Annotated in this window: 26 protein-coding genes; 19 read left to right on the forward strand and 7 right to left on the reverse strand. The window is 63.9% G+C overall.

The genetic code is table 11. The features are described from left to right. The 4 genes from coaBC to argB all read left to right on the forward strand — a co-directional run bounded on the left by coaBC (position 1) and on the right by argB (position 5197). Positions 1-1209, forward strand: a complete 1209-nt coding sequence (gene coaBC / locus BLV18_RS20495; RefSeq protein WP_090361478.1) for a bifunctional phosphopantothenoylcysteine decarboxylase/phosphopantothenate--cysteine ligase CoaBC — start codon at positions 1-3, stop codon at positions 1207-1209. An 8-nt stretch (positions 1210-1217) separates the two neighbouring features. Continuing rightward, positions 1218-1673 carry a dUTP diphosphatase gene (gene dut, locus BLV18_RS20500; RefSeq protein WP_090361481.1) on the forward strand — a complete coding sequence of 152 codons (456 nt, stop codon included), beginning with the start codon at positions 1218-1220 and terminating at the stop codon, positions 1671-1673. Positions 1674-2842: 1169 nt separating this feature from the next. After that, a complete protein-coding gene (locus BLV18_RS20505; RefSeq protein ID WP_244156972.1) occupies positions 2843-4267 on the forward strand; it encodes a phosphomannomutase/phosphoglucomutase in 1425 nt (474 codons plus the stop codon). 24 nt (positions 4268-4291) lie between these two features. Beyond that, on the forward strand, positions 4292-5197 hold the full coding sequence (argB, locus tag BLV18_RS20510) for an acetylglutamate kinase (protein WP_049860364.1): 906 nt from the start codon (positions 4292-4294) through the stop codon (positions 5195-5197). Between the two features lie 177 nt (positions 5198-5374). On the opposite strand, the gene BLV18_RS20515 is transcribed toward argB, so the two are convergent. Both BLV18_RS20515 and pyrE read right to left on the reverse strand, forming a co-directional pair. Continuing rightward, on the reverse strand, positions 5375-5899 hold the full coding sequence (locus tag BLV18_RS20515) for a DUF4124 domain-containing protein (RefSeq protein ID WP_375143204.1): 525 nt from the start codon (positions 5897-5899) through the stop codon (positions 5375-5377). Positions 5900-5978: 79 nt separating this feature from the next. Further along, positions 5979-6620, reverse strand: a complete 642-nt coding sequence (gene pyrE, locus BLV18_RS20520) for an orotate phosphoribosyltransferase (protein ID WP_090361486.1) — start codon at positions 6618-6620, stop codon at positions 5979-5981. 82 nt (positions 6621-6702) lie between these two features. On the opposite strand from pyrE, the gene BLV18_RS20525 reads away from it, so the two are divergent. Beyond that, positions 6703-7482, forward strand: a complete 780-nt coding sequence (locus tag BLV18_RS20525) for a catabolite repression control protein Crc (protein ID WP_043192186.1) — start codon at positions 6703-6705, stop codon at positions 7480-7482. A 363-nt stretch (positions 7483-7845) separates the two neighbouring features. Here the strand turns inward: BLV18_RS20525 and rph are convergent, their stop codons facing one another. After that, complete coding sequence (rph, locus tag BLV18_RS20530) at positions 7846-8568, reverse strand: ribonuclease PH (protein WP_090361489.1); 723 nt, start codon at positions 8566-8568, stop codon at positions 7846-7848. Positions 8569-8733: 165 nt separating this feature from the next. Between rph and BLV18_RS20535 the strand changes: the two genes are divergently transcribed. From BLV18_RS20535 to BLV18_RS20560, 6 genes are all read left to right on the forward strand, one after another. After that, positions 8734-9597: a YicC/YloC family endoribonuclease gene (locus tag BLV18_RS20535; protein WP_090361492.1), complete on the forward strand. Its 864-nt coding sequence runs from the start codon at positions 8734-8736 to the stop codon at positions 9595-9597. A gap of 12 nt (positions 9598-9609) precedes the next feature. Then, positions 9610-10230: a guanylate kinase gene (gene gmk / locus BLV18_RS20540; RefSeq protein ID WP_090361495.1), complete on the forward strand. Its 621-nt coding sequence runs from the start codon at positions 9610-9612 to the stop codon at positions 10228-10230. Between the two features lie 97 nt (positions 10231-10327). Beyond that, positions 10328-10591: a DNA-directed RNA polymerase subunit omega gene (gene rpoZ, locus BLV18_RS20545; RefSeq protein WP_043192179.1), complete on the forward strand. Its 264-nt coding sequence runs from the start codon at positions 10328-10330 to the stop codon at positions 10589-10591. Positions 10592-10654: 63 nt separating this feature from the next. Further along, positions 10655-12766, forward strand: a complete 2112-nt coding sequence (gene spoT, locus BLV18_RS20550) for a bifunctional GTP diphosphokinase/guanosine-3',5'-bis pyrophosphate 3'-pyrophosphohydrolase (protein ID WP_049860370.1) — start codon at positions 10655-10657, stop codon at positions 12764-12766. 31 nt (positions 12767-12797) lie between these two features. Continuing rightward, positions 12798-13178 (forward strand): RidA family protein, encoded by a 381-nt coding sequence (locus tag BLV18_RS20555; RefSeq protein ID WP_049860371.1) that lies wholly within the window; start codon positions 12798-12800, stop codon positions 13176-13178. Positions 13179-13237: 59 nt separating this feature from the next. Continuing rightward, a complete protein-coding gene (locus tag BLV18_RS20560) occupies positions 13238-13972 on the forward strand; it encodes a hypothetical protein (RefSeq protein ID WP_090361498.1) in 735 nt (244 codons plus the stop codon). 18 nt (positions 13973-13990) lie between these two features. Here the strand turns inward: BLV18_RS20560 and BLV18_RS20565 are convergent, their stop codons facing one another. Then, positions 13991-14842 (reverse strand): SDR family oxidoreductase, encoded by an 852-nt coding sequence (locus BLV18_RS20565; RefSeq protein WP_056844797.1) that lies wholly within the window; start codon positions 14840-14842, stop codon positions 13991-13993. 196 nt (positions 14843-15038) lie between these two features. On the opposite strand from BLV18_RS20565, the gene exbB reads away from it, so the two are divergent. The 6 genes from exbB (at position 15039) to BLV18_RS20595 (ending at position 21745) form a co-directional block, all read left to right on the forward strand. Further along, complete coding sequence (gene exbB, locus BLV18_RS20570; RefSeq protein WP_090361501.1) at positions 15039-15998, forward strand: tonB-system energizer ExbB; 960 nt, start codon at positions 15039-15041, stop codon at positions 15996-15998. Between the two features lie 3 nt (positions 15999-16001). Beyond that, positions 16002-16427 carry a TonB system transport protein ExbD gene (gene exbD, locus BLV18_RS20575; RefSeq protein WP_043192170.1) on the forward strand — a complete coding sequence of 142 codons (426 nt, stop codon included), beginning with the start codon at positions 16002-16004 and terminating at the stop codon, positions 16425-16427. Continuing rightward, entirely contained in the window at positions 16424-17167 is a 744-nt protein-coding gene (locus BLV18_RS20580; protein WP_090361507.1) for an energy transducer TonB, read from the forward strand. The genes exbD and BLV18_RS20580 overlap by 4 nt, the downstream gene beginning before the upstream one ends. 93 nt (positions 17168-17260) lie before the next feature. Then, on the forward strand, positions 17261-18187 hold the full coding sequence (locus tag BLV18_RS20585) for a hydrogen peroxide-inducible genes activator (protein WP_049860377.1): 927 nt from the start codon (positions 17261-17263) through the stop codon (positions 18185-18187). Continuing rightward, entirely contained in the window at positions 18184-20259 is a 2076-nt protein-coding gene (recG, locus tag BLV18_RS20590) for an ATP-dependent DNA helicase RecG (protein ID WP_090362466.1), read from the forward strand. Before BLV18_RS20585 ends, recG begins: the two co-directional genes overlap by 4 nt. 88 nt (positions 20260-20347) lie before the next feature. After that, on the forward strand, positions 20348-21745 hold the full coding sequence (locus tag BLV18_RS20595) for an aminoacyl-tRNA deacylase and HDOD domain-containing protein (protein WP_049860378.1): 1398 nt from the start codon (positions 20348-20350) through the stop codon (positions 21743-21745). A gap of 16 nt (positions 21746-21761) precedes the next feature. Here BLV18_RS20595 and BLV18_RS20600 read toward each other — a convergent pair whose 3' ends face one another. The 3 genes from BLV18_RS20600 to BLV18_RS20610 all read right to left on the reverse strand — a co-directional run bounded on the left by BLV18_RS20600 (position 21762) and on the right by BLV18_RS20610 (position 22965). Beyond that, positions 21762-22133 (reverse strand): hypothetical protein, encoded by a 372-nt coding sequence (locus BLV18_RS20600; RefSeq protein ID WP_049860379.1) that lies wholly within the window; start codon positions 22131-22133, stop codon positions 21762-21764. A gap of 173 nt (positions 22134-22306) precedes the next feature. Beyond that, positions 22307-22579, reverse strand: a complete 273-nt coding sequence (locus BLV18_RS20605; RefSeq protein ID WP_049860380.1) for an HU family DNA-binding protein — start codon at positions 22577-22579, stop codon at positions 22307-22309. 218 nt (positions 22580-22797) lie between these two features. Continuing rightward, positions 22798-22965: a rubredoxin gene (locus BLV18_RS20610; RefSeq protein ID WP_049860547.1), complete on the reverse strand. Its 168-nt coding sequence runs from the start codon at positions 22963-22965 to the stop codon at positions 22798-22800. A 180-nt stretch (positions 22966-23145) separates the two neighbouring features. Between BLV18_RS20610 and BLV18_RS20615 the strand changes: the two genes are divergently transcribed. Continuing rightward, positions 23146-23691, forward strand: coding sequence for a chorismate--pyruvate lyase family protein (locus BLV18_RS20615; RefSeq protein ID WP_425272632.1), 546 nt, complete (start codon positions 23146-23148; stop codon positions 23689-23691). Continuing rightward, positions 23691-24581 (forward strand): 4-hydroxybenzoate octaprenyltransferase, encoded by an 891-nt coding sequence (ubiA, locus tag BLV18_RS20620; RefSeq protein WP_090361512.1) that lies wholly within the window; start codon positions 23691-23693, stop codon positions 24579-24581. Before BLV18_RS20615 ends, ubiA begins: the two co-directional genes overlap by 1 nt. Positions 24582-24619: the final 38 nt, after the last annotated feature.

Genomic DNA, 24619 nt, shown 5'->3' on the forward strand with positions numbered 1-24619 from the left:
ATGCAGCGGCTGTATCGAAAACGCATCATTCTGGGCGTCGGCGGCGGCATTGCCGCCTACAAAAGCGCCGAGCTGGTACGTAGGCTTCTGGAGCAAGGCGCCGAAGTGCGCGTGGTAATGACCAAGGGCGGCAGCGAGTTCATCACGCCACTGACCCTGCAGGCGCTGTCCGGCCACCCGGTGCACATGGACCTGCTCGACCCGGCGGCCGAAGCTGCCATGGGCCACATCGATCTGGCCAAATGGGCCGACCTGGTCCTCATCGCCCCGGCCACCGCCGACCTGATGGCACGCCTGGCCCAGGGCCTGGCCAACGACCTGCTGACCACCCTGGTACTGGCCACCGACGCCACCGTGGCCATCGCCCCGGCCATGAACCAGGCCATGTGGCGCGACCCGGCCACACAGGACAACCTGCACCTGCTGCGCAGCCGCGGCCTCAAGGTCTTCGGTCCGGCCGCTGGCAGCCAGGCCTGCGGCGACATCGGCCTGGGCCGCATGCTCGAAGCCACCGAACTGGCGCTGTGCGCGGCCGAATGTTTCGAGCATCTGGCACTGACCGGCAAGCACGTGTTGATCACTGCCGGGCCGACCCAGGAAAACATCGACCCGGTGCGCTACATCACCAATCACAGCTCCGGCAAGATGGGCTTTGCCCTGGCCGAAGCGGCCGTCGAAGCCGGCGCTCGCGTCACCTTGATCTGCGGCCCGGTGCACCTGCCCACACCCGACCGCGTCACCCGCATCGACGTGGTCAGCGCGCGCGACATGCTCGCCGCCTGCGAGGCTGGCATGCCCTGCGACGTGTTCATCGCGTCCGCCGCCGTGGCCGACTATCGTCCCGAAGTGGTGGCTGCGCAGAAGCTCAAGAAAGACCCCAGCAGCGGTGACGGCCTGCTGTTGCAGATGGTCCGCAACCCGGACATCCTGGCAACCATCGCCGGTCGCGCCGATCGTCCATTCAGCGTCGGCTTCGCGGCCGAGACCGAGCACCTGCTCGACTACGCCGCGCGCAAGCTCAAGGACAAGAACCTGGACTTGATCGTGGCCAACGACGTCGCCAACCCCAGCATCGGTTTCAACAGTGAAGAAAACGCCTGCAGCGTGATCGACCGCCAGTTGCAGACCACTGCTTTCGCTCAGACCAGCAAGGGCAAGATCGCCCGCCAGCTGGTTTCCTTCATCGCCAAGCGCCTCGACCAGGTTTAACGATAGCCATGCACGCCCTACAAGCCAAGATCCTTGACCCACGTCTGGGCCGGGACTTCCCGCTGCCACACTACGCCACACCCGGTTCCGCAGGTCTGGACCTGCGCGCCATGCTGCAGCAAGACACCCTGCTGGCACCTGGACAGACCCTGCTGATCCCTACCGGCCTTTCGATCTATATCGGTGATCCGGGCCTGGCAGCGATGATCCTCCCGCGCTCGGGCCTGGGCCACAAGCACGGTATCGTGCTCGGCAACCTGGTCGGCCTGATCGACTCCGATTACCAGGGCGAACTGATGGTCTCGTGCTGGAACCGTGGCGACAGCGAGTTCACCCTGACGGTGGGCGAGCGTATCGCTCAACTGGTGCTGGTTCCTGTGGTGCAGGCTCACTTCGAACTGGTCGAAAGCTTCGACGAAAGCCAGCGCGGGACCGGCGGTTTCGGTCACTCCGGCACCCAGTAAACGGCCATGCAGTGCAGACCCGGCGGCCGTGGCGATGCCCGTCCGCTTCAAAGCGTTCAATGCGGAGATGACAGGTGAAAGGATTTCCTCGCAATGCCAAGACGGCCGAGCAAGGCCAGGCTTCGAACGCGCGGACCACCGCCGGTAACCAGGCACTGCTGATCGCCGTCGTGGGCGTGCTCGTCGCCTTGCTGCTGATCTGGTTTCTGGTCGTCGCGCCGCTCGCCGGCCGTGCCTTCCAGAACGCCGAGGCGACCGCCGCCGCGCCTTTCACCGCAGGTCTGGACACCGTGATCGCGCGCCAGGCCGGTGTAACGGCCACTCTGGCTCATTCACCTGCACTGACGGCTGCGCTGGCCAGCCAGGACCCTTCGCTCATCGCTCTGGCCGTTGGCGCCGTGCCCTTGATCGATGGCCTGCAGGGCGTGCGCCTGAATCTGCCGGGGCAGGCCAAGGTCGATCAGCAGGGCGCTGCGCCGATCAATTTTGCCGTACTGGACATGATCAACCGCGCCGAACGCGGTACTGCCACTGCGCCCGAGGCCTACAAGGTCAACGGGCGCTGGTGGATCTACAACGTCGCCACCGTCCAGCAAAGCTCGACATCGCCTGTGCTGGGTACGCTGGTGCTGGCCTTCGAGATGCAGCCCCTGACTCAGGCCCTGGCACTGCCCGACGCCGAGTTCGGCCAACTGCGCCTGCAACAGAGCGTGCTGGGCAGCCCGCCGCAAGTGCTGGTCGAACAAGGCAGCAATGCGTCGGCCATGCGCTACCCGTATCCGACCGCCAACCCCAACTGGCGCCTGGAATTCAGTCCCGGGCCACTGTTCCAGCCACCGTTTGCCTGGAGTGCACTGGGCCTGATGATGCTTGCCGCGGCGATCGCCATCGGCTGCGCCGCGCTGGCGGTACGTCTGGCCCAACGCCAACTGTATGCACGCATCGAGGCCGACGCGCGGCAGCTTGAGCAGTTGCTCAAGGAGTTGTCCGGCGGCAAGGCAGTCAAGGCGTTCGGCCTGAGCCTGGCGCCCCTCAACGGCCTGGCACAGGGTCTGGCGCGCCTGTCCCTGCGCGAGGGCGCCGCGCGTCCGGCCGACAGCAGCACGGCCGCGCCTGCGCCCGTGCCCGTCGTGGACGACTGGACCAATCCGATCTTCCAGGACATCGACATGCTCGAGCTCGACGCCACCGAGCCGGTCGTCGAAGCGAGCGACGTGCCGCCAGCGCTGCCCCACGGCATTTTTCGCGCCTATGACATTCGCGGCATCGTCGGCAGTACCTTGAACGCCGACACCGCCTATTGGGTTGGCCGTGCCGTCGGCGCGCAAAGCCTGGCCATGGGCGAGGCCAACGTCAATGTCGGCCGCGACGGGCGCCTGTCCGGTCCCGAGCTGGTGCAGCCGTTGATCCAGGGCCTGGTCGACGCCGGTTGTCACGTCAGCGACGTGGGCCTGGTGCCGACACCTGCGCTGTACTATGCCAACCACGTGCTCAGCGGCCGCTCCGGTGTGATGCTGACCGGCAGCCACAACCCGCCGGACTACAACGGCTTCAAGGTGGTGATCGCCGGCGACACGCTGGCCAACGAACAGATCCTGGCCCTGCACCAGCGCCTGCTGCATAACGACCTCAGCCAAGGCCAGGGCAGCGTCGAAAAGGTCGAGATTCTGGAGCGCTATGTGGCGCAGATCCGCGATGACATCGTTCTCACCCGCCGACTCAAGGTCGTGGTCGACTGCGGCAACGGCGCCGGTGCCATGGTAGCGCCGCAGCTGATAGAGACTCTGGGATGCGAAGTCATCCCGTTGTTCTGCGAGGTCGACGGGCATTTCCCCAACCATCATCCGGACCCGAGCAAGGCCGCCAACCTGCAGGCATTGATCGCCAAGGTCAGCGAAACGGGTGCCGACCTGGGCCTGGCCTTCGATGGCGACGCGGACCGTGTGGGCGTGGTCACCAACACCGGCCGCATCATCCATCCCGATCGCCTGCTGATGCTGTTCGCGCGCGACGTACTGTCGCGCAACCCCGGCGCTGACGTGATCTACGACGTCAAATGCACGCGCCGCCTGGGCCCGCTGATCAAGGAACACGGCGGCCGCCCGGTGATGTGGAAGACCGGGCATTCCCTGATCAAGAAAGAAATGAAGCGCACCGGCGCGCTGGTGGCCGGGGAAATGAGCGGGCACATCTTCTTCAAGGAACGCTGGTTCGGCTTCGACGACGGCATCTACAGCGCTGCACGGCTGCTGGAAATCCTCAGCCGCGAACACCTCAGTGCCGAAGACGTCTTCGCCGCATTCGCCGACGACGTGTCGACGCCCGAGCTCAACATTGCGGTGACCGAAGACAGCAAATTCGGCATCATCGACGCCCTGCACCACGGCGCTCAGTGGGGGGATGCCCAGCTCACCCTCATCGACGGCGTGCGCGTGGACTACCCTAGAGGCTGGGGCCTGGTCCGCGCCTCCAACACCACCCCCGTGCTGGTGACGCGTTTCGAGGCCGAAGACGCCGAGGAACTCGAACGAATCCAGGGCGTCTTCCGTACCCAGTTGTTGAAAGTCGCACCCGATCTGCACCTACCGTTCTGACCACTTGTTTCACTGGAGCCCCGCATGACCCTCGAACGTGATGCCGCCACCAACGTCGCCAAGGTATTGTCCGAAGCGCTGCCCTATATCCGCCGCTTCGTCGGCAAGACCCTGGTGATCAAGTACGGCGGCAACGCGATGGAGAGCGAGGAGCTCAAGACCGGTTTCGCCCGCGACATCGTGCTGATGAAGGCTGTGGGCATCAACCCGGTGGTGGTGCACGGCGGCGGACCGCAGATCGGCGACCTGCTCAAGCGCCTGTCCATCGAGAGCCATTTCGTCGACGGCATGCGCGTCACTGACGCCCAGACCATGGACGTCGTGGAGATGGTGCTCGGTGGCCAGGTGAATAAGGACATCGTCAACCTGATCAACCGCCACGGCGGCAGCGCCATCGGCCTGACCGGCAAGGACGCCGAGCTGATCCGCGCACGCAAGCTGACGGTCACCCGTCAGACCCCTGAAATGACCAAGCCGGAGATCATCGACATCGGCCACGTCGGGGAAGTCAGCGGGGTCAATACCGATCTGTTGAACATGCTGGTCAACGGTGACTTCATCCCGGTGATCGCGCCCATCGGTGTCGGTCCGGATGGCGAGTCCTACAACATCAACGCCGACCTGGTGGCCGGCAAGGTGGCCGAGGCACTCAAGGCCGAGAAGCTGATGCTGCTGACCAACATCGCGGGTTTGATGGACAAGGAAGGCAATGTGCTGACCGGCCTGACCACCGAGCAGGTATCGGGCCTGATCGCCGACGGCACCATCTACGGCGGCATGCTGCCCAAGATCCGTTGCGCGCTGGAAGCGGTGCAGGGTGGCGTGACCACTTCGCACATCATCGACGGCCGTGTCCCCAATGCCGTGCTCCTGGAAATCTTCACCGACAGCGGCGTCGGCACCCTGATCAGCAACAAGAAGATCGGTTGACCTGACCGCGCGCGGTGCTTCAGAAGCACCGCGACGACCGCCGACGCAGCTCGCGCCGCTGCTACTGAATCCTGATCCCCTGTAACGACGGAATTCACGATCCCCTGTAGCAGCGGCGCAAGCCGCGTCGGCAGTGCACACGGTGTTTCGGAAAAAACGCGGTGAGGCCCGACGCGGTTACAGCGGGGATTCGAGAAGCTTGACCAACCGGGTTCGCTGCTGGGCGAACCTGGCGTCCGCTTCGCTGCGTGTCTGCTGCAGTTTGGCGATTCGTGCTTGGGCGTCGATGATCTGAGCCTGCACGTCACGCAATTGGTCGAGCATCGATGTCGACACTTCCTGACCCGCCCGCTCCTGCGCCGCCGCCTGCCCCTGCAGCGCGGTCTGCTGACCCTGCAAGGTCTGCACATTCGCCGTGGCCACGGCAATCAGGGCATCGATCTCCGCCCTGCGACGAGCACTGGCCTTGTCCAGCTCTTCCAGCGATGGATAACGGTCGAGCAACTGCGCATCGGCCTGCGACTGCACTTGGGCTTGTTGCTTGAGGCGTATTTCTTCGGCCGTCGGCGCAGGCGGCACGGTCTGTACCACCCGACCGCTCTGGTTGAGCACCTGATAGCCCTTGCCCACGTACTCCGGCGGTACGCCCTGGCGATCCAGCACCGTCACGCCGCGGCTATCGACATAGCGATAGAGCAGCATGACCGGTGCCTGCGCGGCCACGGCCAAGACCGGCAGCAGGCCGAACGCTGCGACCACCAGCGCCCGCCAACGCACGTGACTAGATACCGTACTGCGCACGATAGGCTTCGACCGCCGGCAGATGCTGTTTGAGTTGCGCGTCGTCGGCGAGGAATTCCAGCACCTGGTTCAGCGAAACGATGCTGACCACGGGCACGCCGAAGTCACGTTCCACTTCCTGAATGGCCGACAGCTCGCCATTGCCACGCTCCTGGCGATTGAGGGCGATCATTACCCCTGCCGCGGTCGCGTTCTGCTGCTGGATGATCTGCATGACTTCGCGGATGGCCGTACCGGCAGTGATCACGTCGTCGATGATCAGCACGTTGCCGGCCAGGGGCGAACCGACCAGGCTGCCGCCTTCGCCATGCGCCTTGGCTTCCTTGCGGTTGAAGCACCAGGGTATGTCCAGCTGATGCTTTTCGGCCAGTTGCACCGAGGTCGCGGCCGCCAGCGGAATACCCTTGTAGGCGGGTCCGAACAGGACGTCGAAAGCGATGCCGCTGTCGACGATGGCTGCGGCATAATAGCGCGCCAGTTCGGCCAGTGCGGCACCGGTATTGAACAGGCCGGCATTGAAGAAATAAGGACTGGTACGCCCTGATTTCAGGGTGAATTCGCCGAAACGCAGAACGCCTCGATCAATTGCAAAACGAATGAAGTCGCGCTGATAGGCCTGCATCGAAAAAGTCCCGGATACCACGGATTTAGCTAATTAGGTAGAGCTCGGGTATCATACACGCACAAGATTTTTGGGGCCATGTATGCGGATCATCAGTGTGAACGTCAATGGTATTCAGGCGGCAGTCGAGCGCGGGTTGCTCAGTTGGCTGCAGGCCCAGAATGCCGACGTCATCTGCTTGCAGGACACCCGTGCTTCCGCCTTTGAACTGGACGACGCCGCCTTCCAACTGGACGGCTACTTCCTTTATGCGTGCGATGCAGAAGTTCCAGCCCAGGGTGGTGTGGCGCTGTACTCGCGGTTGCAACCCAAGGCGGTCATCAGTGGGCTGGGCTTCGAGACAGCCGACCGCTACGGGCGTTATCTGCAGGCAGATTTCGATAAACTCAGTATTGCCACCCTGCTGCTGCCTTCGGGCATGAACGGCGATGAAGACTTGAACCAGAAGTTCAAGCTCATGGACGACTTCGGCAAGTACCTGGACAAGCAACGGCGCAAGCGTCGCGAATACATCTACTGTGGTTCGCTGTATGTTGCGCAGCAGAAACTCGACATCAAGAACTGGCGCGACAGTCAGCAGTCGCCCGGCTTCCTGGCGCCCGAGCGGGCCTGGATGGACGAAATCGTCGGCAACATGGGCTACGTCGATGCGTTGCGCGAAGTCAGTCGTGAAGGCGACCAGTACAGCTGGTGGCCCGACAACGAACAGGCCGAGATGCTCAACCTGGGCTGGCGCTTCGACTACCAGCTGCTGACCCCAGGTCTGCGACGCTTCGTGCGCAGCGCGCGCCTGCCGCGCCAGCCCCGCTTTTCCCAGCACGCGCCACTCATCGTGGACTACGACTGGACCCTGACGATCTGATCGCCAGGCACAAAAAAGCCGACCTCGCGAGGTCGGCTTTTTTGTGGGCTTCTTGCAGAGCTTGGACACTGTGGGAGCGGGGCGGGCGGCGAGCCCTCTGCCCGCAGAGGCCGCGCTGCGGCGAATCAGACAGACCACATGCGCCGCTACAAAGGCAGCGCAATCTCTGTGGGAGCGGGCTCTGCCCGCGAATGCAGGCCCTGCGGTCAGTCTGACGCACCGCAGTGCCTGCATTCGCGGGCAGAGCCCGCTCCCACACAGAGCCTGCCTTCACAGAAAGCCAACCCCATGGCCAGCCTTATAGGAGGCTAGCCTTAATAGGAGGCCAGCCTTATGTAGAGCCCGCATCCACAAAGGGTTGCGTCACTCGGCCAGGGCAGCTTTCTGCAGGGCGAAGATCTCTTCCATGCCCTGCTGGGCCAGTGCCAGCATGGCGTTGAGCTCGGCCGGCTGGAACGGCGCGCCTTCGGCGGTGCCCTGCACTTCGATGAAGCCTCCGGTGCTGGTCATCACCACGTTGAGGTCGGTCTCGGCAGCGGAGTCTTCCAGGTAGTCGAGGTCCAGGACCGGTTCGCCCTGGTACATGCCCACAGAGACAGCAGCAATCATCTGCTTGAGCGGATCGCCGCCCTTCAGGCCGCCGCGCTTCTTGACCATCTTCAAGGCATCGACCAACGCCACCATGGCACCGGTGATGGACGCGGTCCGCGTGCCACCGTCGGCCTGGATGACATCGCAGTCGACGTACAGCGTGATGTCGCCCAGCTTGCTCATGTCCAGCGCAGCACGCAGCGAGCGGCCGATCAGGCGCTGGATTTCCAGGGTACGGCCGCCTTGCTTGCCACGGCTGGCTTCACGCTGGTTACGGTCGCCGGTGGCGCGCGGCAGCATGCCGTATTCGGCGGTCAACCAACCCTGGCCCTGACCCTTGAGGAAGCGCGGCACGCCGTTTTCGACGCTGACGGTGCAGATCACCTTGGTGTCGCCGAACTCTACCAAGACAGACCCTTCGGCGTGCTTGGTGTAGTTGCGAGTGATGCGGATCGAGCGGAGCTGATCGGCGGCGCGACCACTTGGACGTTTCATCGGGATACCTGTACTGGACTCAAATCTGGCGGGCATTATAGGGCGTTCGACCATGAATTGCCCGTCCCGCCCCCGCAGATCGCGCCAGCATTGGGAGCCGGCGCCAGGTTGCGCTACAATCCCGCGCCTCGATTCATCGTCCATCGTCTGCGAGGTTTCTCCCCCATGGTGCACAGCATGACCGCCTTCGCGCGTTGCGAACGAGCCGCGGCCCAAGGCACCCTGAGCTGGGAGCTACGTTCGGTCAACCATCGCTATCTGGAGCCGCATCTGCGCCTGCCCGAGGCCCTGCGCGACCTCGAAGGTTCGGTGCGCGAAGCACTGCGCCAGGGCCTGTCGCGCGGCAAGGTCGAATGCACCCTGCGCTACACCGAGGACACCAGCGGCCAACCCTTGCAGGTCGATCGCGAGCGCGCCACGCAATTGATAGCCGCCGCCGAGACCGTTGCCGCCCTGATCAAGCAGCCTGCCGCGCTCAACCCGCTGGAAGTGCTGGCTTGGCCCGGCGTGCTGGTGGCCGACGCCAGCGATCCCCAGGCTCTGAGCACGGCGGCCAACGAACTGTTCGCCCAGGCGCTGACCGAACTCAAGAATGGCCGCGTGCGCGAAGGCGCCGAACTGGCCCGGCTGATCAACGACCGGCTCGACGCCATGAGCAGCGAGGTCGCCACCTTGCGCAGCCTGGTGCCGCAGATGCTCAGCGCGCAACGGCAGAAGATCCTCGACCGCTGCGCCGACCTGCAGGCCGAACTCGACCCGCAGCGCCTGGAGCAGGAAATGGTCCTGCTGGCACAGAAAAGCGACGTGGCCGAAGAACTCGACCGCCTGACCACCCACGTCACCGAAGTGCGGCGCGTGCTCAAGGCTGGCGGCGCCGCCGGCCGACGCCTGGATTTCCTCATGCAGGAACTCAACCGCGAAGCCAACACCCTGGGCTCCAAAGCCTTCGACCCACGCAGTACGCAGGCTGCCGTCAACCTCAAGGTGTTGATCGAGCAGATGCGTGAACAAGTGCAGAACATTGAGTAAGGCCACCCTTTCATGACCCACAGCACCGGCACCCTTTACATCGTTTCGGCTCCCTCGGGCGCGGGCAAGACCAGCCTGGTCAAGGCCCTGATCGACGCCCAGCCATCCATTCGCGTCTCGGTCTCGCACACCACCCGCGCCATGCGTCCGGGCGAGGTCTGTGGCGTGAACTATCACTTCGTCGACCGCGAAACCTTCATCGACATGATCGGCCACGGCGACTTCCTGGAGCAGGCCGAGGTGTTCGGCAACCTCTACGGCACGTCCCAGAGCCATCTGCAGCAGACCCTCGACGAAGGCCACGACCTGATCCTGGAAATCGACTGGCAGGGTGCCGAGCAAGTGCGTCGGCTGATGCCCTCGGCCCGCTCGATCTTCATTCTGCCGCCTTCGCAACTGGCGCTGCGCCAGCGTCTGACCAACCGCGGCACCGACAGCGACGAGATCATCGAGACGCGCATGCGCGAAGCGGTCAGCGAGATGAGCCACTACGTCGAATACGACTACCTGATCATCAACGACGACTTTGCCTCGGCCCTGGAAGACCTCAAAGCGGTGTTTCGCGCCAACCGCCTGCAGCAGCAGGCACAGCAGCAAAAGCACGGCGATTTGCTGGCCGAACTGCTCGCCTGAAAACAAAGCTTCCCTAAACGCTGGTGATTTTTTAAACTATCGAGTCCGCTCGCCCATCCGGGCCGCGCGCATAATCGCATTTGCTACGAGGAAGACCATGGCCCGCGTAACCGTTGAAGACTGCCTAGAACACGTGGATAACCGTTTCGAGCTGGTCATGCTCTCCACCAAACGCGCTCGCCAGCTGGCGACCGGCGGCAAAGAGCCGAAAGTGGCGTGGGAAAATGACAAGCCTACCGTGGTAGCCCTGCGTGAAATCGCCGAAGGCCTGATCGACTATGCTGCTATCGCTGAAGCTGAAATCGTTGAAGACGAACCCCTCTTCGCAGCGTTCGAAGACGAGGCCAACGAGGCCGTCTAAGTCCATGCCTGGTCGACGCTGTACGGCGCGAGGTTCTATCCCACATCGGCAGGAGGTTTCCTCTTGCCGAGCATAGACGCCCTCGCCGATCGCTTGTCGACCTACCTCGGCAAGGAACAGGTCAACCTGGTCCGCCGAGCGTACTTCTACGCCGAACAAGCCCACGACGGCCAACGCCGTCGTAGCGGCGAAGCCTACGTCACGCACCCGCTGGCGGTGGCAGGCATTCTCGCCGACATGCACATGGACCATCAGAGCCTGATGGCGGCCATGCTGCACGATGTGATCGAAGACACCGGTATCGCCAAGGAAGCACTCAGTGCCCAGTTCGGCGAAACCGTGGCCGATCTGGTCGACGGGGTCAGTAAGCTGACCCAGATGAACTTCGAGACCAAGGCCGAGGCTCAGGCGGAAAACTTCCAGAAGATGGCCATGGCCATGGCCCGGGACATCCGCGTGATCCTGGTCAAGCTGGCCGACCGCCTGCACAACATGCGCACCCTCGAAGTGCTGTCCGGCGAGAAGCGTCGGCGCATCGCCAAGGAAACCCTGGAAATCTACGCGCCCATCGCCAACCGGCTGGGCATGCACAACGTGCGCGTCGAATTCGAGGACCTGGGCTTCAAGGCCATGTACCCGATGCGCTCGGCGCGCATCTACCAGGCGGTCAAGCGCGCCCGCGGCAACCGCAAGGAACTGGTCAACAAGATCGAAAATTCCCTGGCCCATTGCCTCTCGGTGGATGGCATCGAGGGCGATGTCAGCGGTCGCCAGAAACACATCTATGGCATCTACAAGAAGATGCGCGGCAAGCGCCGTGCCTTCAACGAGATCATGGACGTGTACGCCTTCCGCATCGTGGTCGACAAGGTCGACACCTGCTACCGCGTGCTGGGCGCCGTGCACAACCTGTACAAGCCCCTGCCAGGCCGCTTCAAGGACTACATCGCGATCCCCAAGGCCAACGGCTACCAGTCGCTGCACACCACCTTGTTCGGCATGCACGGCGTACCGATCGAAATCCAGATCCGCACCCGTGAAATGGAAGAGATGGCCAACAACGGCATCGCCGCCCACTGGCTGTACAAGTCCAGCGACGACGAACAACCCAAGGGCACCCATGCCCGTGCCCGTCAGTGGGTCAAGGGTGTGCTGGAAATGCAGCAACGTGCCGGCAACTCGCTGGAATTCATCGAGAGCGTGAAGATCGATCTGTTTCCGGACGAGGTCTACGTGTTCACGCCCAAGGGCCGCATCATGGAGCTGCCCAAGGGTTCCACGGCGGTGGACTTTGCCTATGCGGTGCATACCGACGTGGGCAACAGCTGCATCGCCTGCCGCATCAACCGACGCCTGGCGCCGCTGTCCGAGCCACTGCAGAGCGGTTCGACGGTGGAAATCGTCAGCGCACCCGGCGCACGCCCCAACCCTGCCTGGCTCAACTTCGTGGTCACCGGCAAGGCCCGCACCCATATTCGCCATGCCCTGAAGCTGCAACGTCGCTCGGAATCGGTGAACCTGGGCGAACGCCTGCTGAACAAGGTGCTCAACGGTTTCGACAGCGCGCTGGACAAGATTCCCGCCGAGCGCGTTCAAGCCATGCTGGCCGAGTACCGCCTGGAGCTGATCGAAGACCTGCTCGAAGACATCGGCCTGGGCAACCGCATGGCCTATGTCGTGGCGCGACGCCTGCTGGCGACCGATGGCGGCGAGCAGTTGCCCAGCCCCGAAGGGCCGCTGGCCATTCGCGGTACCGAGGGCCTGGTGCTCAGCTATGCCAAATGCTGCACGCCCATCCCCGGCGATCCGATCGTGGGTCACCTGTCGGCGGGCAAGGGCATGGTTGTTCACCTGGAAAACTGCCGCAACATCAGCGAAATCCGCCACAACCCGGAAAAATGCATCCAGCTGGGCTGGGCCAAGGACGTCACCGGCGAGTTCAATGTCGAGCTGCGTGTGGAGCTCGAACACCAGCGCGGTCTGATCGCGTTGCTGGCCAGCAGCGTCAACGCCGCCGACGGCAACATCGAGAAGATCAGCATGGACGAACGCGATGGCCGCATCAGCGTGGTCCAGCTGGTGGTCAGCGTGCACGATCGCGTCCACCTGGCCCGTGTCATCAAGAAACTGCGCGCCCTGGCTGGCGTCACCCGCCTCACGCGCGTGCGGGCCTGAGGCGCGGAACCTTCATTTCAAGGAGCTGTTCATGACCAAGACCGTAATCACCAGCGACAAGGCCCCGGCTGCCATCGGTACCTACTCCCAGGCCATCAAGGCAGGCAATACCGTCTACATGTCCGGCCAGATTCCACTGGACCCTGCCACCATGGAGCTGGTCGAAGGCTTCGAGGCTCAGACCGTGCAGGTGTTCGAGAACCTCAAGTCAGTGGCAGAGGCTGCCGGCGGTTCGTTCAAGGACATCGTCAAGCTCAACATCTTCCTGACCGATCTGAGCCACTTCGCCACCGTCAACGAAGTGATGGGCCGCTACTTCCAGCAGCCTTACCCTGCCCGCGCCGCCATTGGCGTCGCTGCCCTGCCCAAAGGCGCGCAGGTTGAAATGGACGCTATCCTGGTCATCGAATAAGCCGCCCCGCGCGCTGCGGCAATCGTCTGCAGCGCCATTCGCCAGCAAGGACTTCCTTCATGCGTCACGCGCTCGCCCTATCTCTGGCCGCCCTGCTTCTGGGCGGCTGCGCCAGCCACGAAAACGTCGACCCCAACGGCGTCTGGATCAATCAGAAAGCCATCGATGCCGCCGCCAAGGGCGCAAGCCTGCGCCAGGCGCTGTTGGCCAACGGCCCGACACTGGAATGGTCGATCGACACCGTGGCCGGTCAGGCTCGTTTCAGCAATGGCTTCGAAGAGGGTGAAGGCAAGCTGGTGCCCCAGGCCGATGGCCAGTTCAAGGTGGACTTCTACGGCAACGGTGAAGACACCCTGAAAATCGACGGCGATACCCTGCAACAAGCAGCGAGCGATAACGCCCCGGTGCAAACGTTCAGCAAGTCGGCCACCCCAGCGCGTGCGGACACGCCGGTGGGCGCGACCTTCGAGCAGGCGCTGTACACCGCCTACATGGGCGGCGACTGGAAAGTCGTCGAGGGCCCGGGCCAGGGCGGCGTGGCTCATTTCCTGCCCGACGGACGCATCGATGGCCTGGCGGGCCTGGATCGCTACGCGTTGTGCCTGGCGGGCGACTGCGCGGCCATGAGCGGCGAGTTCGACAGCATGTGGCTGGAACAGCAACAGCGCGGCAATGCCTTCATCTTCCGCCGCAAGGGCAATCAGCTGGAAATCCTCCAGGCGCTCAACCAGGCCCAGGACGATGAAATGCCCAACCTGGTCCCAGGCACCCGGCGCTGGTTGCTCAGCAAGTAGCACCGGGACGAGGCGAGGCTACCGGCTCAGCAAGGCTGCATACCCTTCCCGATAGGTGGGGTACTGCGGCGTCCAGCCCAAGGCGCGTGCACGCGCATTGCTGCAGCGCTTGGAACCGGTGCGGCGGATGCTCTGGGTCTGCGAGCGCTGGGTGACGTCCAGATACGTGCGCAGCCAATCCACCACCTCGTGCAACGGGGCCGGGGCATCGTCGACGCCTATGTAGCAATCATCCAGCCCGACGCCCCGAGCATCCGCTTCCAGCAGAAACGTCAAAAGCCCAGCGGCATCGTCGGCATGAATGCGGTTGCCGTACAGCGGCGGCTGCGACGCGACCTGATAACCCTCGCGTACCTGCCCAGCCAGACGCTCGCGCCCGGGCCCATAGATGCCGGTCAGGCGCACGACGGTCGCCGGTTCAGGCGCGCTCAATGCCAGTTGCTCGGCTTCGAGCATCAGGCGCCCGGAAAACCCGCTGGGCGTTACCGGCGAGGTCTCATCGACCCATTCCCCTTCGCTCTGTCCATACACGCTACTGCTGGAGACGAAGAACAGGCGTCTGGGCGTCTGCCGGTGCTCTGCCAGCCAGCTCAATACATGGCGCAAGCCGTCGACATAGGCGGCTTGATAGCCCGGCTCGTCGTGTTGCGTGGCGGCCACGCAATACAGCAGGTAATCCACGGGCTCGCGTGGCCAGGCCTCGGGGCACTGCGCCTGGTGCAGGTCGGCAGCGACGCCGAGCACACCGTCAGGCAACTGCTCGATGTGCCGACGCAGACCGTGCACGCGCCAGTTCGACGCCAGCAGGCGGCGTGCGACGCGGCTGCCGATATCGCCGCAACCGGCGATCAATACAGTGGGTGAAGTCATGCGCAAGGCTCCTGAAAGTCAGGCACCGAGCCTACCCTTAGCCGAGGTTTTGCGGCCAGTGGTATTAAATAAGTTACATTATTACTTTTGCTAACAAGAATTACTTGCAATAATACCGCCCCAATCTGTTCTCGGTCTTTCGCGAGGCCTTGAAGAACGTGCACCCCTTTTCTTTCTCTTCTCAGGTCCGGCCAGCATGATTCGCAAACACCCTTCCGCTTCGCCAAGCCAGCCACGCGCGTGGAGTGCCATTGCAGCGTTGCTGCTGGGCCTGGCCATCGCTCCGCTGACATTCGCCGACGCCACTGCGCCGAGCAATGCACCTGCCAGTAACGCGACTGCAGCGCCTGCGCAAGCCGCACCGGCATCGCAGCCCGCCGCCACGCCTGCACCGAGCGCCGATCAACCCGCGCCGGCCGAACAGGCGCTGGCCGAAGACACCACCCTGGGCATGGGTCACGACCTGTCGCCGTGGGGCATGTACCAGAACGCGGACATCGTGGTGAAGGCCGTGATGATCGGCCTGGCCATCGCCTCGATCATCACCTGGACCATCTGGATCGCCAAGGGCTTCGAGCTGCTGGGCGCCAAGCGTCGCCTCAAGGGTGAAATCGCCGCGCTGAAGAAAGCCGCCACCCTCAAGCAGGCGAGCGAAACCGCGTCGCGCAAAGGCACCCTGGCCAACCTGCTGGTGCACGATGCCCTCGAAGAGATGCACCTGTCGGCCAACGCGCGCGAACGTGAAGGCATCAAGGAGCGGGTCAGCTTCCGTCTCGAGCGTCTGGTCGCCGCCTGCGGTCGCAACATGAGCATGGGCACCGGCGTGCTGGCCACCATCGGTTCCACCGCGCCCTTCGTCGGCCTGTTCGGCACCGTGTGGGGCATCATGAACAGCTTCATCGGCATCGCCAAGACCCAGACCACCAACCTCGCCGTGGTCGCACCCGGCATCGCCGAAGCCCTGCTTGCCACCGCACTGGGCCTGGTCGCGGCCATCCCGGCAGTGGTCATCTACAACGTCTTCGCCCGCTCCATCGCCGGCTACAAGGCGCAGGTCTCGGACGCTTCGGCACAAGTGCTGCTGCTGGTCAGCCGTGACCTCGATCACCAGCCAGGCGAGCGCGCAGCTCAGCCGCAGATGGTCAAGGTGGGCTGACCTATGGGCCTGCACCTGAACGAAGGCGGCGATGATCTCGCCGAGAACCATGAAATCAACGTGACGCCGTTCATCGATGTCATGCTGGTGCTGCTGATCATCTTCATGGTCGCAGCCCCCCTGGCGACGGTTGACATCAAGGTCGACCTGCCCGCCTCGACCGCCAAGCCGGCGCCGCGGCCCGAAAAGCCGGTGTTCCTCAGCGTCAAGGCCGACCAGAACCTGTACGTGGGCGACGACAAGGTCGAGCGCACGCAGCTGGGCCAGATCCTCGACGCCAAGACCCACGGCAACAAGGACACGACCATCTTCTTCCAGGCCGACAAGGGCGTGGATTACGGCGACCTGATGGAAGTGATGAACACCCTGCGCGGCGCGGGCTACCTGAAGGTAGGCCTGGTCGGCCTCGAGACGGCAGCCAAGCAATGATCACGACGCGCCAGAAAACGACGCGTTATGTTGCCAGCCTGGCGGTCGTCCTCGGCGTGCACGCTGCGGCCATCGTGGTTGCCCTGAACTGGCCCGCGCCGCAGCCCATCGAGCTGCCGCCGCAGGCCATGATGGTGGAGATGGCGCCGCTGCCCGAACCGGCACCCCCTCCGCCGCCGCAGGTCGTCACGCCGCCGCCACCGCCCGAGCCGGTGGTCGAGGACCCATTGCCCAAGCTGGCGGAAGCGCCCAAGCCGACGATCTCGGTGCCCAAGCCGACGCCGCCCAAGCCCAAACCAAAACCGCAGCCGCCCAAGGTCGAGAAGAAACCCGAGCCGCCCAAGGAGCAGCCGCCGGCCGAGCAGACCGTCGACAGCCGTCCGGCGCCGCCACAACCGGCCAAGCCGGCAGCGCCTGCGCCCAGTCCGCCGTCCAACAGCAATGCGCTGCCCAGCTGGCAGGGCGATCTGCTGCGCCATCTGGCCAAGTACAAGAAGTATCCGGAGGACGCGCGTCGTCGCGGTATGACCGGGGTTAACCGCTTGCGCTTCGTGGTGGATGCCGAAGGCCGGGTACTGTCGTACTCCCTGGCAGGAGGTTCGGGCAGCGCGGCACTGGACCGCGCGACCATGGAGATGATCCGTCGGGCGCAACCGCTGCCCAAGCCACCGGCCGAGATTCTGGTCAATGGCAGCCTGGAAGTGGTCGCGCCCTTCGTTTACTCGCTGGACAAGCGCTGATTCGCATAATTTGATGCGTTTCAGCGCCGTTGATAACGTGCGTCTATCGGTTGCAGCCGCTATGCTGGGCTCGCAACTTCATGGACGCACGTTATGACCCTCACAGAATTGCGCTACATCGTTACCCTGGCTCAGGAGCAACACTTCGGCCACGCGGCCGAGCGCTGCCATGTCAGCCAGCCCACTCTCTCGGTCGGCGTCAAGAAGCTCGAGGACGAGCTCGGCGTGCTGATCTTCGAGCGCAGCAAGAGCGCCGTACGCCTGACCCCGGTCGGCGAAGGCATCGTGGCTCAGGCACAGAAGGTGCTCGAACAGGCCCAGGGTATCCGCGAGCTGGCTCAGGCCGGCAAGAACCAGCTCACTGCCCCGCTCAAGGTCGGCGCCATCTATACCGTCGGCCCGTACCTGTTCCCACACCTCATCCCGCAACTGCACCGCGTGGCGCCGCAGATGCCGCTGTACATCGAGGAAAACTTCACTCACATCCTGCGCGACAAGCTGCGCAATGGTGAGCTGGACGCGGTGATCATCGCCCTGCCGTTCAACGAAGCCGATGTACTGACCCTGCCGCTCTATGACGAGCCGTTCTACGTGCTGATGCCTGCGGATCACCCCTGGACGCGCAAGGAAACCATCGATTCGGGCCTGCTCAACGACAAGAGCCTGCTGCTGCTGGGTGAAGGTCACTGTTTCCGTGATCAGGTTCTGGAAGCCTGCCCGACCCTGACCAAGGGCTCGGAAGGCGCCAAGCACACCACCGTCGAATCCAGCTCGCTGGAAACCATCCGGCACATGGTTGCGTCCGGCCTGGGTGTTTCGATCCTGCCGTTGTCGGCCGTCGACAGCCATCATTATGCGCCTGGCGTCATCGAAGTCCGGCCACTGACCCCACCGACCCCGTTCCGCACCGTGGCGATCGCCTGGCGCGCCAGCTTTCCGCGGCCCAAGGCCATCGAGATCCTCGCCGATTCGATCCGTCTGTGCTCGGTGGCCAAACCGGTGGGCCGCGACGCGCCATGACCGAGCTGGCTCAGGTATCGGTCACTGCGCTCAAGGGCGTGGGCGAGGCGATGGCGGAAAAACTCGCCAAGGTGGGTCTCGAAAACCTCCAGGATGTGTTGTTCCACCTGCCCCTGCGCTATCAGGACCGCACCCGGGTAGTCCCGATCGGGGCGTTGCGCCCTGGCCAGGATGCGGTCATCGAGGGGGTGGTCAGCGGTGCCGACGTGTCCATGGGCAAGCGCCGCAGCCTGTTGGTGCGCCTTGGCGACGGCAGTGGCTCGCTGAGCCTGCGCTTCTATCACTTCAGCAATGCCCAGAAGGAAGCGCTCAAGCGCGGCACGCATGTGCGCTGCTATGGCGAAGCACGGCCCGGTGCCTCGGGGCTGGAGATCTACCACCCCGAATACCGCGTTCTGACCGGGGAGCAAGACATCCCGGTCGAGCAGAACCTGACGCCCATCTACCCGACCACCGAAGGCCTGACCCAACAGCGTTTGCGCCAGCTGTCGCAGCAGGCCCTCGACCTGCTGGGGCCGCGCAGCCTGCCCGACTGGTTGCCGCTGGAGCTGGCGCGCGAGCACCAACTGGCCCCTCTGGATGAAGCAATCCGCTACCTGCACCGCCCGCCGCCGGACGCCGACCTCGAAGAGCTTGCAGTGGGTCATCACTGGGCCCAGCACCGCCTGGCTTTCGAGGAGCTGCTGACCCATCAGCTGTCCCAGCAGCGCCTTCGCGAAAGCCTGCGTGCCCAACGCGCGCCTGCCCTGCCCATGGCCCGGGACCTGCCGGTGCGCTACCTGGACAACCTTGGGTTTGCGCCTACCGGTGCACAGCGTCGGGTGGGTGCGGAAATCGCCTACGACCTGAGCCAGCCCGAGCCGATGCTGCGCCTGGTGCAGGGCGACGTCGGTGCCGGCAAGACCGTGGTGGCGGCCCTGGCCGCCTTGCAGGCACTGGAGGCGGGTTATCAGGTGGCGCTGATGGCGCCGACCGAGATTCTCGCCGAGCAGCACTTCATCACCTTCCAGCGCTGGCTCGAACCGCTGGGCATCGAAGTGGCCTGGCTGGCCGGCAAGCTCAAGGGCAAGGCACGGGTCGGCGCACTCGAGCGTATCGCCGGTGGCGCGCCGATGGTGGTGGGTACCCACGCCCTGTTTCAGGCCGAGGTGCAGTTCGCCCGGTTGGCTTTGGTGATCATCGATGAGCAACACCGTTTCGGCGTCCAGCAACGCCTGGCGTTGCGGCAGAAAGGCGTGGACGGAACGATGTGCCCGCACCAGCTGATCATGACTGCTACGCCGATCCCGCGGACGTTGGCGATGAGTGCCTACGCCGACCTCGACACCTCCGTACTCGACGAGCTGCCGCCTGGACGTACGCCGGTCAACACCGTGCTGGTGGCCGACAGCCGTCGCCCCGAGGTGGTGGAGCGGGTACGCGCCGCCTGCGCCGAAGGCCGCCAGGCCTATTGGGTCTGCACCTTGATCGAGGAGTCCGAAGAACTCACCTGCCAGGCCGCGCAAAGTACTTTCGAAGAGCTTACCCTGGCCTTGGGTGAGCTGCGGGTCGGGTTGATCCACGGGCGCATGAAGCCTGCCGAAAAGGCAGAGGTCATGGCCTGGTTCAAGGCCGGGAATCTGCAACTGCTGGTGGCCACCACCGTGATCGAAGTTGGGGTGGATGTGCCCAATTCCAGCCTGATGATCATCGAGAACCCGGAACGCCTGGGGCTCGCCCAGCTCCATCAGCTGCGCGGACGCGTCGGTCGTGGCAGCGCCGCCAGCCACTGCGTATTGCTCTACCACCCGCCCCTGTCGCAGATCGGTCGGGAACGACTGGGCATCATGCGCGAAACCAACGACGGCTTCGTGATTGCCGAAAAGGACCTGCAACTGCGCGGTCCCGGCGAGATGCTGGGCACCCGGCAAACGGGCCTGCTGCAGTTCAAGGTCGCCGACCTGATGCGCGACGCCGACTTGCTGCCGGCGGTACGCGAAGCGGCCCAGGTGCTCATCGAACGCTGGCCCGGCCATGTCACGCCGCTGCTCGAGCGCTGGCTGCGGCATGGGCAGCAGTACGGTCAGGTCTGAAGCGCTCCAGAAACTTGTGTGATACAGGTCTCGGTTTCCTGGGCAAGCTGAGTATACTGAGGCGAATGTAGGACAATGGATGCAGACCATGAATGAACTTGCGCTGGAAGCCGTCACTTCGCCCGTCCCCTCCGTGATCCAGAAGATGCTCAACGATTCGGGCATCGCCTGGACCGCGGTAGATGCACGACAGGTGACCGCCGCCGATGCCGGCCGCACGATCCAGGCGGTTCTGCTGGCCGATGAGGTCGGGGCACTCATGGTGCTGTTTCCCCAGAGTCAGTTGCTGGACCTGAATCGCTTGACCGAGCTGACCGGGCGCAAGCTCACGGCCGTGTCCGAGGAGCGCCTGACCGCTATGCTGGGCAAGCACCAGCTGGCCTTGCTGCCGGGCCTGCCAATCCTGACCAGTTCGCCGTGCCTGTACGACGAGCGCTTGATGCTCGAACCCACGTTGCTGGTCAGCTCCGGCGAACCCGGCGGGTGGCTCGAACTGAGCGGCGATGATTTCCGCAAGATGCTGACCAAAGCCAGTTCCGGCTCTTTTGGCCAACCCTTGGCCAATGTCCGTCCCAACCTGGATCGTCCCGATGACGACGGCAAGGAAATCACCCGCGCGGTGCAGAATTTCACTGCACGGCGTATCCAACAGCGTCTGGAATCGACCATCGAGATTCCTCCCCTGGCAACAACGGCACAGAAGATCATCAAGCTGCGGGTTGACCCCAATGCCACCATCGACGACATCACCGGTGTGGTTGAAACCGATCCAGCGCTGGCCGCGCAGGTGGTCAGCTGGGCCGCGTCACCTTATTACGCCTCACCGGGCAAGATTCGTTCGGTGGAGGACGCCATCGTTCGCGTGCTGGGTTTCGATCTGGTAATCAATCTGGCGCTGGGTCTGGCCTTGGGCAAGACCTTGAACATGCCCAAGGATCATCCGCGTCAGGCCACGCCACACTGGCATCAGTCCATTTATGTGGCTGCAGTGATCGAAGGCCTGACCCGTGCCATGCCTCGGGCCAGCCGCCCGGAAGCAGGCCTCACCTACCTGGCCGGCTTGCTGCACAACTTCGGCTATCTGCTGCTAGCCCACCTGTTTCCGCCGCATTTCCAGCTGATCTGCCGCCATCTCGAGGTCAATCCGCACCTGCAGCATGATTTCATCGAGCAGCATCTGCTGGGCGTGACGCGAGAGCAGATGGGCGCCTGGCTGATGCGCTACTGGGAAATGCCGGAAGAACTGAGCACCGCGCTACGGTTCCAGCACGACCCCAGCTACACCGGCGAGCACGCCGCCTACGCCAATCTGGTGTGCCTGGCCATTCGCCTGTTGCGCAGCCGCGGCATCGGCAGCGGCGATCAGTACATTCCGGATGCCTTGTTCGAGCGCCTGGAACTGAGCCGAGACAAGGCCGAAGCGGTAGTCAGTAAAGTGCTGGAAGCCGAAGCGCTGCTGCGCGAGCTGGCCCACCAGTTCGACTGACAGGTGCGCGGTGACCTCAGCGCTTTCTGGGCTTGAGGTATTTCATCGCGCCCTGGAACCACACGACCAGCGCCGGGTTGCCCTTGATCTGGATGTGCTTGTCCTGAATGCCCTGCATGAACGCCAGTTGCTTGTTGCTGGCCTGCAGGGTGTCGTAGCCGTACTTGGCGTCTTTGAAGGCAATCGCGAAGGCCGGCTGTTCCACGCTGCCGCTGCGGCTGCTCACCCGTTGATCGCGGACGATGAAGTGCCGCGCGATCTTGCCGTCCAGTGTCTGTAACTGAAACACCAGGTCCTTGTCCTTGAGCTGCTGGGCGAAGGCTGGGTTGTTGCGGCTGGCGCGGGCCATCATCAGGCCCATGGCCCAGAGCAGGAAACGGAATTTCATGGCGAAGTCTCGGCGCGGGAAAGTGGCGGCGAGTGTACCGGCAATGCCCCGTTCAAGGCAGTCCGGCTAAGGCGGGGCAGGCTATCTGGCCGTTATGGCGGCAGGTATGTCGCAGGCACCCGGCGGACCGGGTGCCATGGCGGGCGGCGCTCAGCAGCGCGGTGCCAGGTGGATCAGTTCACACTGTCCTTGAGAAACTTCCCAGGCTTGAAGGCAACGGTATTGCTGGCCTTGATCTTCACCGGCTCGCCGGTCTGCGGATTCTTGCCGGTGCGGGCGCCGCGGTGGCGCTGAATGAAGGTGCCGAAACCGACCAGAGTGACACTGTCCTTGCGGTGCAATGCGCCAGTGATTTCTTCGAGTACGGCATTCAAGACGCGGTTGGCCTGTTCCTTGGTCAGGTCCGCTTTTTCAGCAATGGCATCTACGAGCTCTGGTTTACGCATGGTGAAGCCTCTTATGGCGGTTTTTGTTTTTATTGGCGACTGCCTGGTGGACGGCAACGCCCAACTCGCCGCAGGCTCTACGCTGCGGCAGACGGAGTGAGAATGGCACGCTGCACGAGGGCGCGCCAGTGTCTGCCACGGGTTTGTTACGGCAAAGTGCGGGTTATTCCGACAGAACGGCGCCTATCGGCAATACGGCACCCGAATGCGGGTCACCCTCAACCGATTTCGATCATTTCGAAATCCATCTTGCCCACGCCGCAGTCGGGGCACAGCCAGTCTTCGGGCACGTCTTGCCAAAGGGTGCCGGCAGCGATGCCATCCTCGGGCCAGCCGTCGGCTTCGTTATAGATCAAGCCACAGACGATACATTGCCACTTCTTCATCATGTTCCCTCGGTATTCAGGCGATCTGGCGGGCGCTCGATGGTAAGACGTTGTCGCCCGGCTCTCGCGGTTTGTACTGATCAACGTCGCGCGATGCAAGCTTCATCAGGCGGGGGCGGCCAATCGGTACCGGCAAACATGATAAAGTCGACGTCTTTCCAGCCGACCCGATTCACTACCGTGCCCCATTCAGGATTCCCCTCCCCCGATTGGCAATGCCTGGCCGACGCCGACCCGCTGGTACGCGACTGGCTGTTCGATCCAGGCTCCCTGACCCGCCGTTTGATTCAGCTCAGCGATGACCATTTCAGCGTCCGCGTGCTGCTGCAGGACTGGCAACCGCTGCGTGATGAAGAATGCCTGGCTCTGGATGTGCCGTCAGGCAGCCAAGGCTGGGTACGCGAGGTCTGTCTGCTCGGCCACGGCGAGCCCTGGGTGTTCGCCCGCAGCGTGGCAGCGCGCAGCAGCCTGCAGGCCAGCGACCTGGACCTGCAGGCGTTGGGCAACCGTTCGCTGGGCGAGCTGCTGTTCTGCGATCCGGCCTTCGTTCGTGGTCCCATTCAGACCTGCCGCTACCCGGCCCGGTGGCTACCTGCCCAGCAGGCCAGCGAGGGGCTGTGGGCCAGACGCTCGCGCTTCGACCGGGGGTCGCTGGCGGTGCTGGTCGCCGAAGTCTTCCTGCCCCCTGTGTGGCAAGCGGTTCGTAACCCAGTGGAGCACCGTTGATGTACCAGAGCCTGCTCAAGTCGCTGAACCGGCTGAATCCGCGCGCCTGGGATTTCATTCAGCTCACGCGCATGGACAAGCCCATCGGCGTCTACCTGTTGCTGTGGCCGACCCTGTGGGCACTGTGGATCGCCGGTGAAGGCAGACCTTCGCTGGCCAATCTGGTCATCTTCGTCGCCGGTGTGGTGCTGATGCGCGCGGCCGGTTGCGTGATCAACGACTTCGCCGACCGCAAGGTCGATGGCCACGTCAAGCGGACCGAAGCGCGGCCCTTGGTCAGCGGCAAGATCAGCAGCAAGGAAGCGCTGGTGTTCTTTGCCGTGCTGGTCGGCATCAGTTTCGTGCTGGTGCTGTGCACCAATGCCCAGACCATCGGCCTGTCGGTAGGCGGCTTGATATTGGCGGCAAGCTATCCGTTCATGAAACGCTACACCTACTACCCGCAGGTGGTGCTGGGCATGGCGTTCTCGTGGGGCATGCCGATGGCATTCACCGCCGAAACTGGCGAGTTGCCAGCGGCCGCCTGGCTGCTGTGGATCGCCAACCTGCTGTGGACCGTGGCCTATGACACCTACTACGCCATGACCGACCGCGATGACGACCTGCGCATCGGGGTGAAGTCCACCGCCATCCTGTTCGGCGCCGCCGATCGCCTGATCATTGTCATCCTGCAGGGGCTGGCCCTGGCCTGCCTGCTGCTGGCCGGCGCACGGTTCGGCCTCGGCGGCTGGTTCCACACGGGCCTGGCGGTGGCCGCGCTGTGTTTCGCCTGGCAGTGGTGGCATACCCGCGAGCGCGAGCGCATGGCCTGCTTCAGGGCGTTCCTGCACAACCATTGGGTAGGGTTGGTGATCTTCCTGGGCATTGTGCTCGACTACGCCCTGCGCTGACGCCTTCCTTGGCCGTCGCGCCGGATCGAGGTGTGCAG

This window comes from Pseudomonas coleopterorum, assembly GCF_900105555.1.
Classification (GTDB): domain Bacteria; phylum Pseudomonadota; class Gammaproteobacteria; order Pseudomonadales; family Pseudomonadaceae; genus Aquipseudomonas; species Aquipseudomonas coleopterorum.

Bases quoted from the DNA above. Each gene is read 5' to 3' on its own strand.
- coaBC (WP_090361478.1), top strand. From the start codon at position 1: ATGCAGCGGCTGTATCGAAAACGCATCATTCTGGGCGTCGGCGGCGGC.
- dut (WP_090361481.1), top strand. From the start codon at position 1,218: ATGCACGCCCTACAAGCCAAGATCCTTGACCCACGTCTGGGCCGGGAC.
- BLV18_RS20505 (WP_244156972.1), top strand. From the start codon at position 2,843: ATGCTCGAGCTCGACGCCACCGAGCCGGTCGTCGAAGCGAGCGACGTG.
- argB (WP_049860364.1), top strand. From the start codon at position 4,292: ATGACCCTCGAACGTGATGCCGCCACCAACGTCGCCAAGGTATTGTCC.
- BLV18_RS20515 (WP_375143204.1), bottom strand. From the start codon at position 5,899: ATGCTGCTCTATCGCTATGTCGATAGCCGCGGCGTGACGGTGCTGGAT.
- pyrE (WP_090361486.1), bottom strand. From the start codon at position 6,620: ATGCAGGCCTATCAGCGCGACTTCATTCGTTTTGCAATTGATCGAGGC.
- BLV18_RS20525 (WP_043192186.1), top strand. From the start codon at position 6,703: ATGCGGATCATCAGTGTGAACGTCAATGGTATTCAGGCGGCAGTCGAG.
- rph (WP_090361489.1), bottom strand. From the start codon at position 8,568: ATGAAACGTCCAAGTGGTCGCGCCGCCGATCAGCTCCGCTCGATCCGC.
- BLV18_RS20535 (WP_090361492.1), top strand. From the start codon at position 8,734: ATGGTGCACAGCATGACCGCCTTCGCGCGTTGCGAACGAGCCGCGGCC.
- gmk (WP_090361495.1), top strand. From the start codon at position 9,610: ATGACCCACAGCACCGGCACCCTTTACATCGTTTCGGCTCCCTCGGGC.
- rpoZ (WP_043192179.1), top strand. From the start codon at position 10,328: ATGGCCCGCGTAACCGTTGAAGACTGCCTAGAACACGTGGATAACCGT.
- BLV18_RS20555 (WP_049860371.1), top strand. From the start codon at position 12,798: ATGACCAAGACCGTAATCACCAGCGACAAGGCCCCGGCTGCCATCGGT.
- BLV18_RS20560 (WP_090361498.1), top strand. From the start codon at position 13,238: ATGCGTCACGCGCTCGCCCTATCTCTGGCCGCCCTGCTTCTGGGCGGC.
- BLV18_RS20565 (WP_056844797.1), bottom strand. From the start codon at position 14,842: ATGACTTCACCCACTGTATTGATCGCCGGTTGCGGCGATATCGGCAGC.
- exbB (WP_090361501.1), top strand. From the start codon at position 15,039: ATGATTCGCAAACACCCTTCCGCTTCGCCAAGCCAGCCACGCGCGTGG.
- exbD (WP_043192170.1), top strand. From the start codon at position 16,002: ATGGGCCTGCACCTGAACGAAGGCGGCGATGATCTCGCCGAGAACCAT.
- BLV18_RS20580 (WP_090361507.1), top strand. From the start codon at position 16,424: ATGATCACGACGCGCCAGAAAACGACGCGTTATGTTGCCAGCCTGGCG.
- BLV18_RS20585 (WP_049860377.1), top strand. From the start codon at position 17,261: ATGACCCTCACAGAATTGCGCTACATCGTTACCCTGGCTCAGGAGCAA.
- recG (WP_090362466.1), top strand. From the start codon at position 18,184: ATGACCGAGCTGGCTCAGGTATCGGTCACTGCGCTCAAGGGCGTGGGC.
- BLV18_RS20595 (WP_049860378.1), top strand. From the start codon at position 20,348: ATGAATGAACTTGCGCTGGAAGCCGTCACTTCGCCCGTCCCCTCCGTG.
- BLV18_RS20600 (WP_049860379.1), bottom strand. From the start codon at position 22,133: ATGAAATTCCGTTTCCTGCTCTGGGCCATGGGCCTGATGATGGCCCGC.
- BLV18_RS20605 (WP_049860380.1), bottom strand. From the start codon at position 22,579: ATGCGTAAACCAGAGCTCGTAGATGCCATTGCTGAAAAAGCGGACCTG.
- BLV18_RS20610 (WP_049860547.1), bottom strand. From the start codon at position 22,965: ATGAAGAAGTGGCAATGTATCGTCTGTGGCTTGATCTATAACGAAGCC.
- ubiA (WP_090361512.1), top strand. From the start codon at position 23,691: ATGTACCAGAGCCTGCTCAAGTCGCTGAACCGGCTGAATCCGCGCGCC.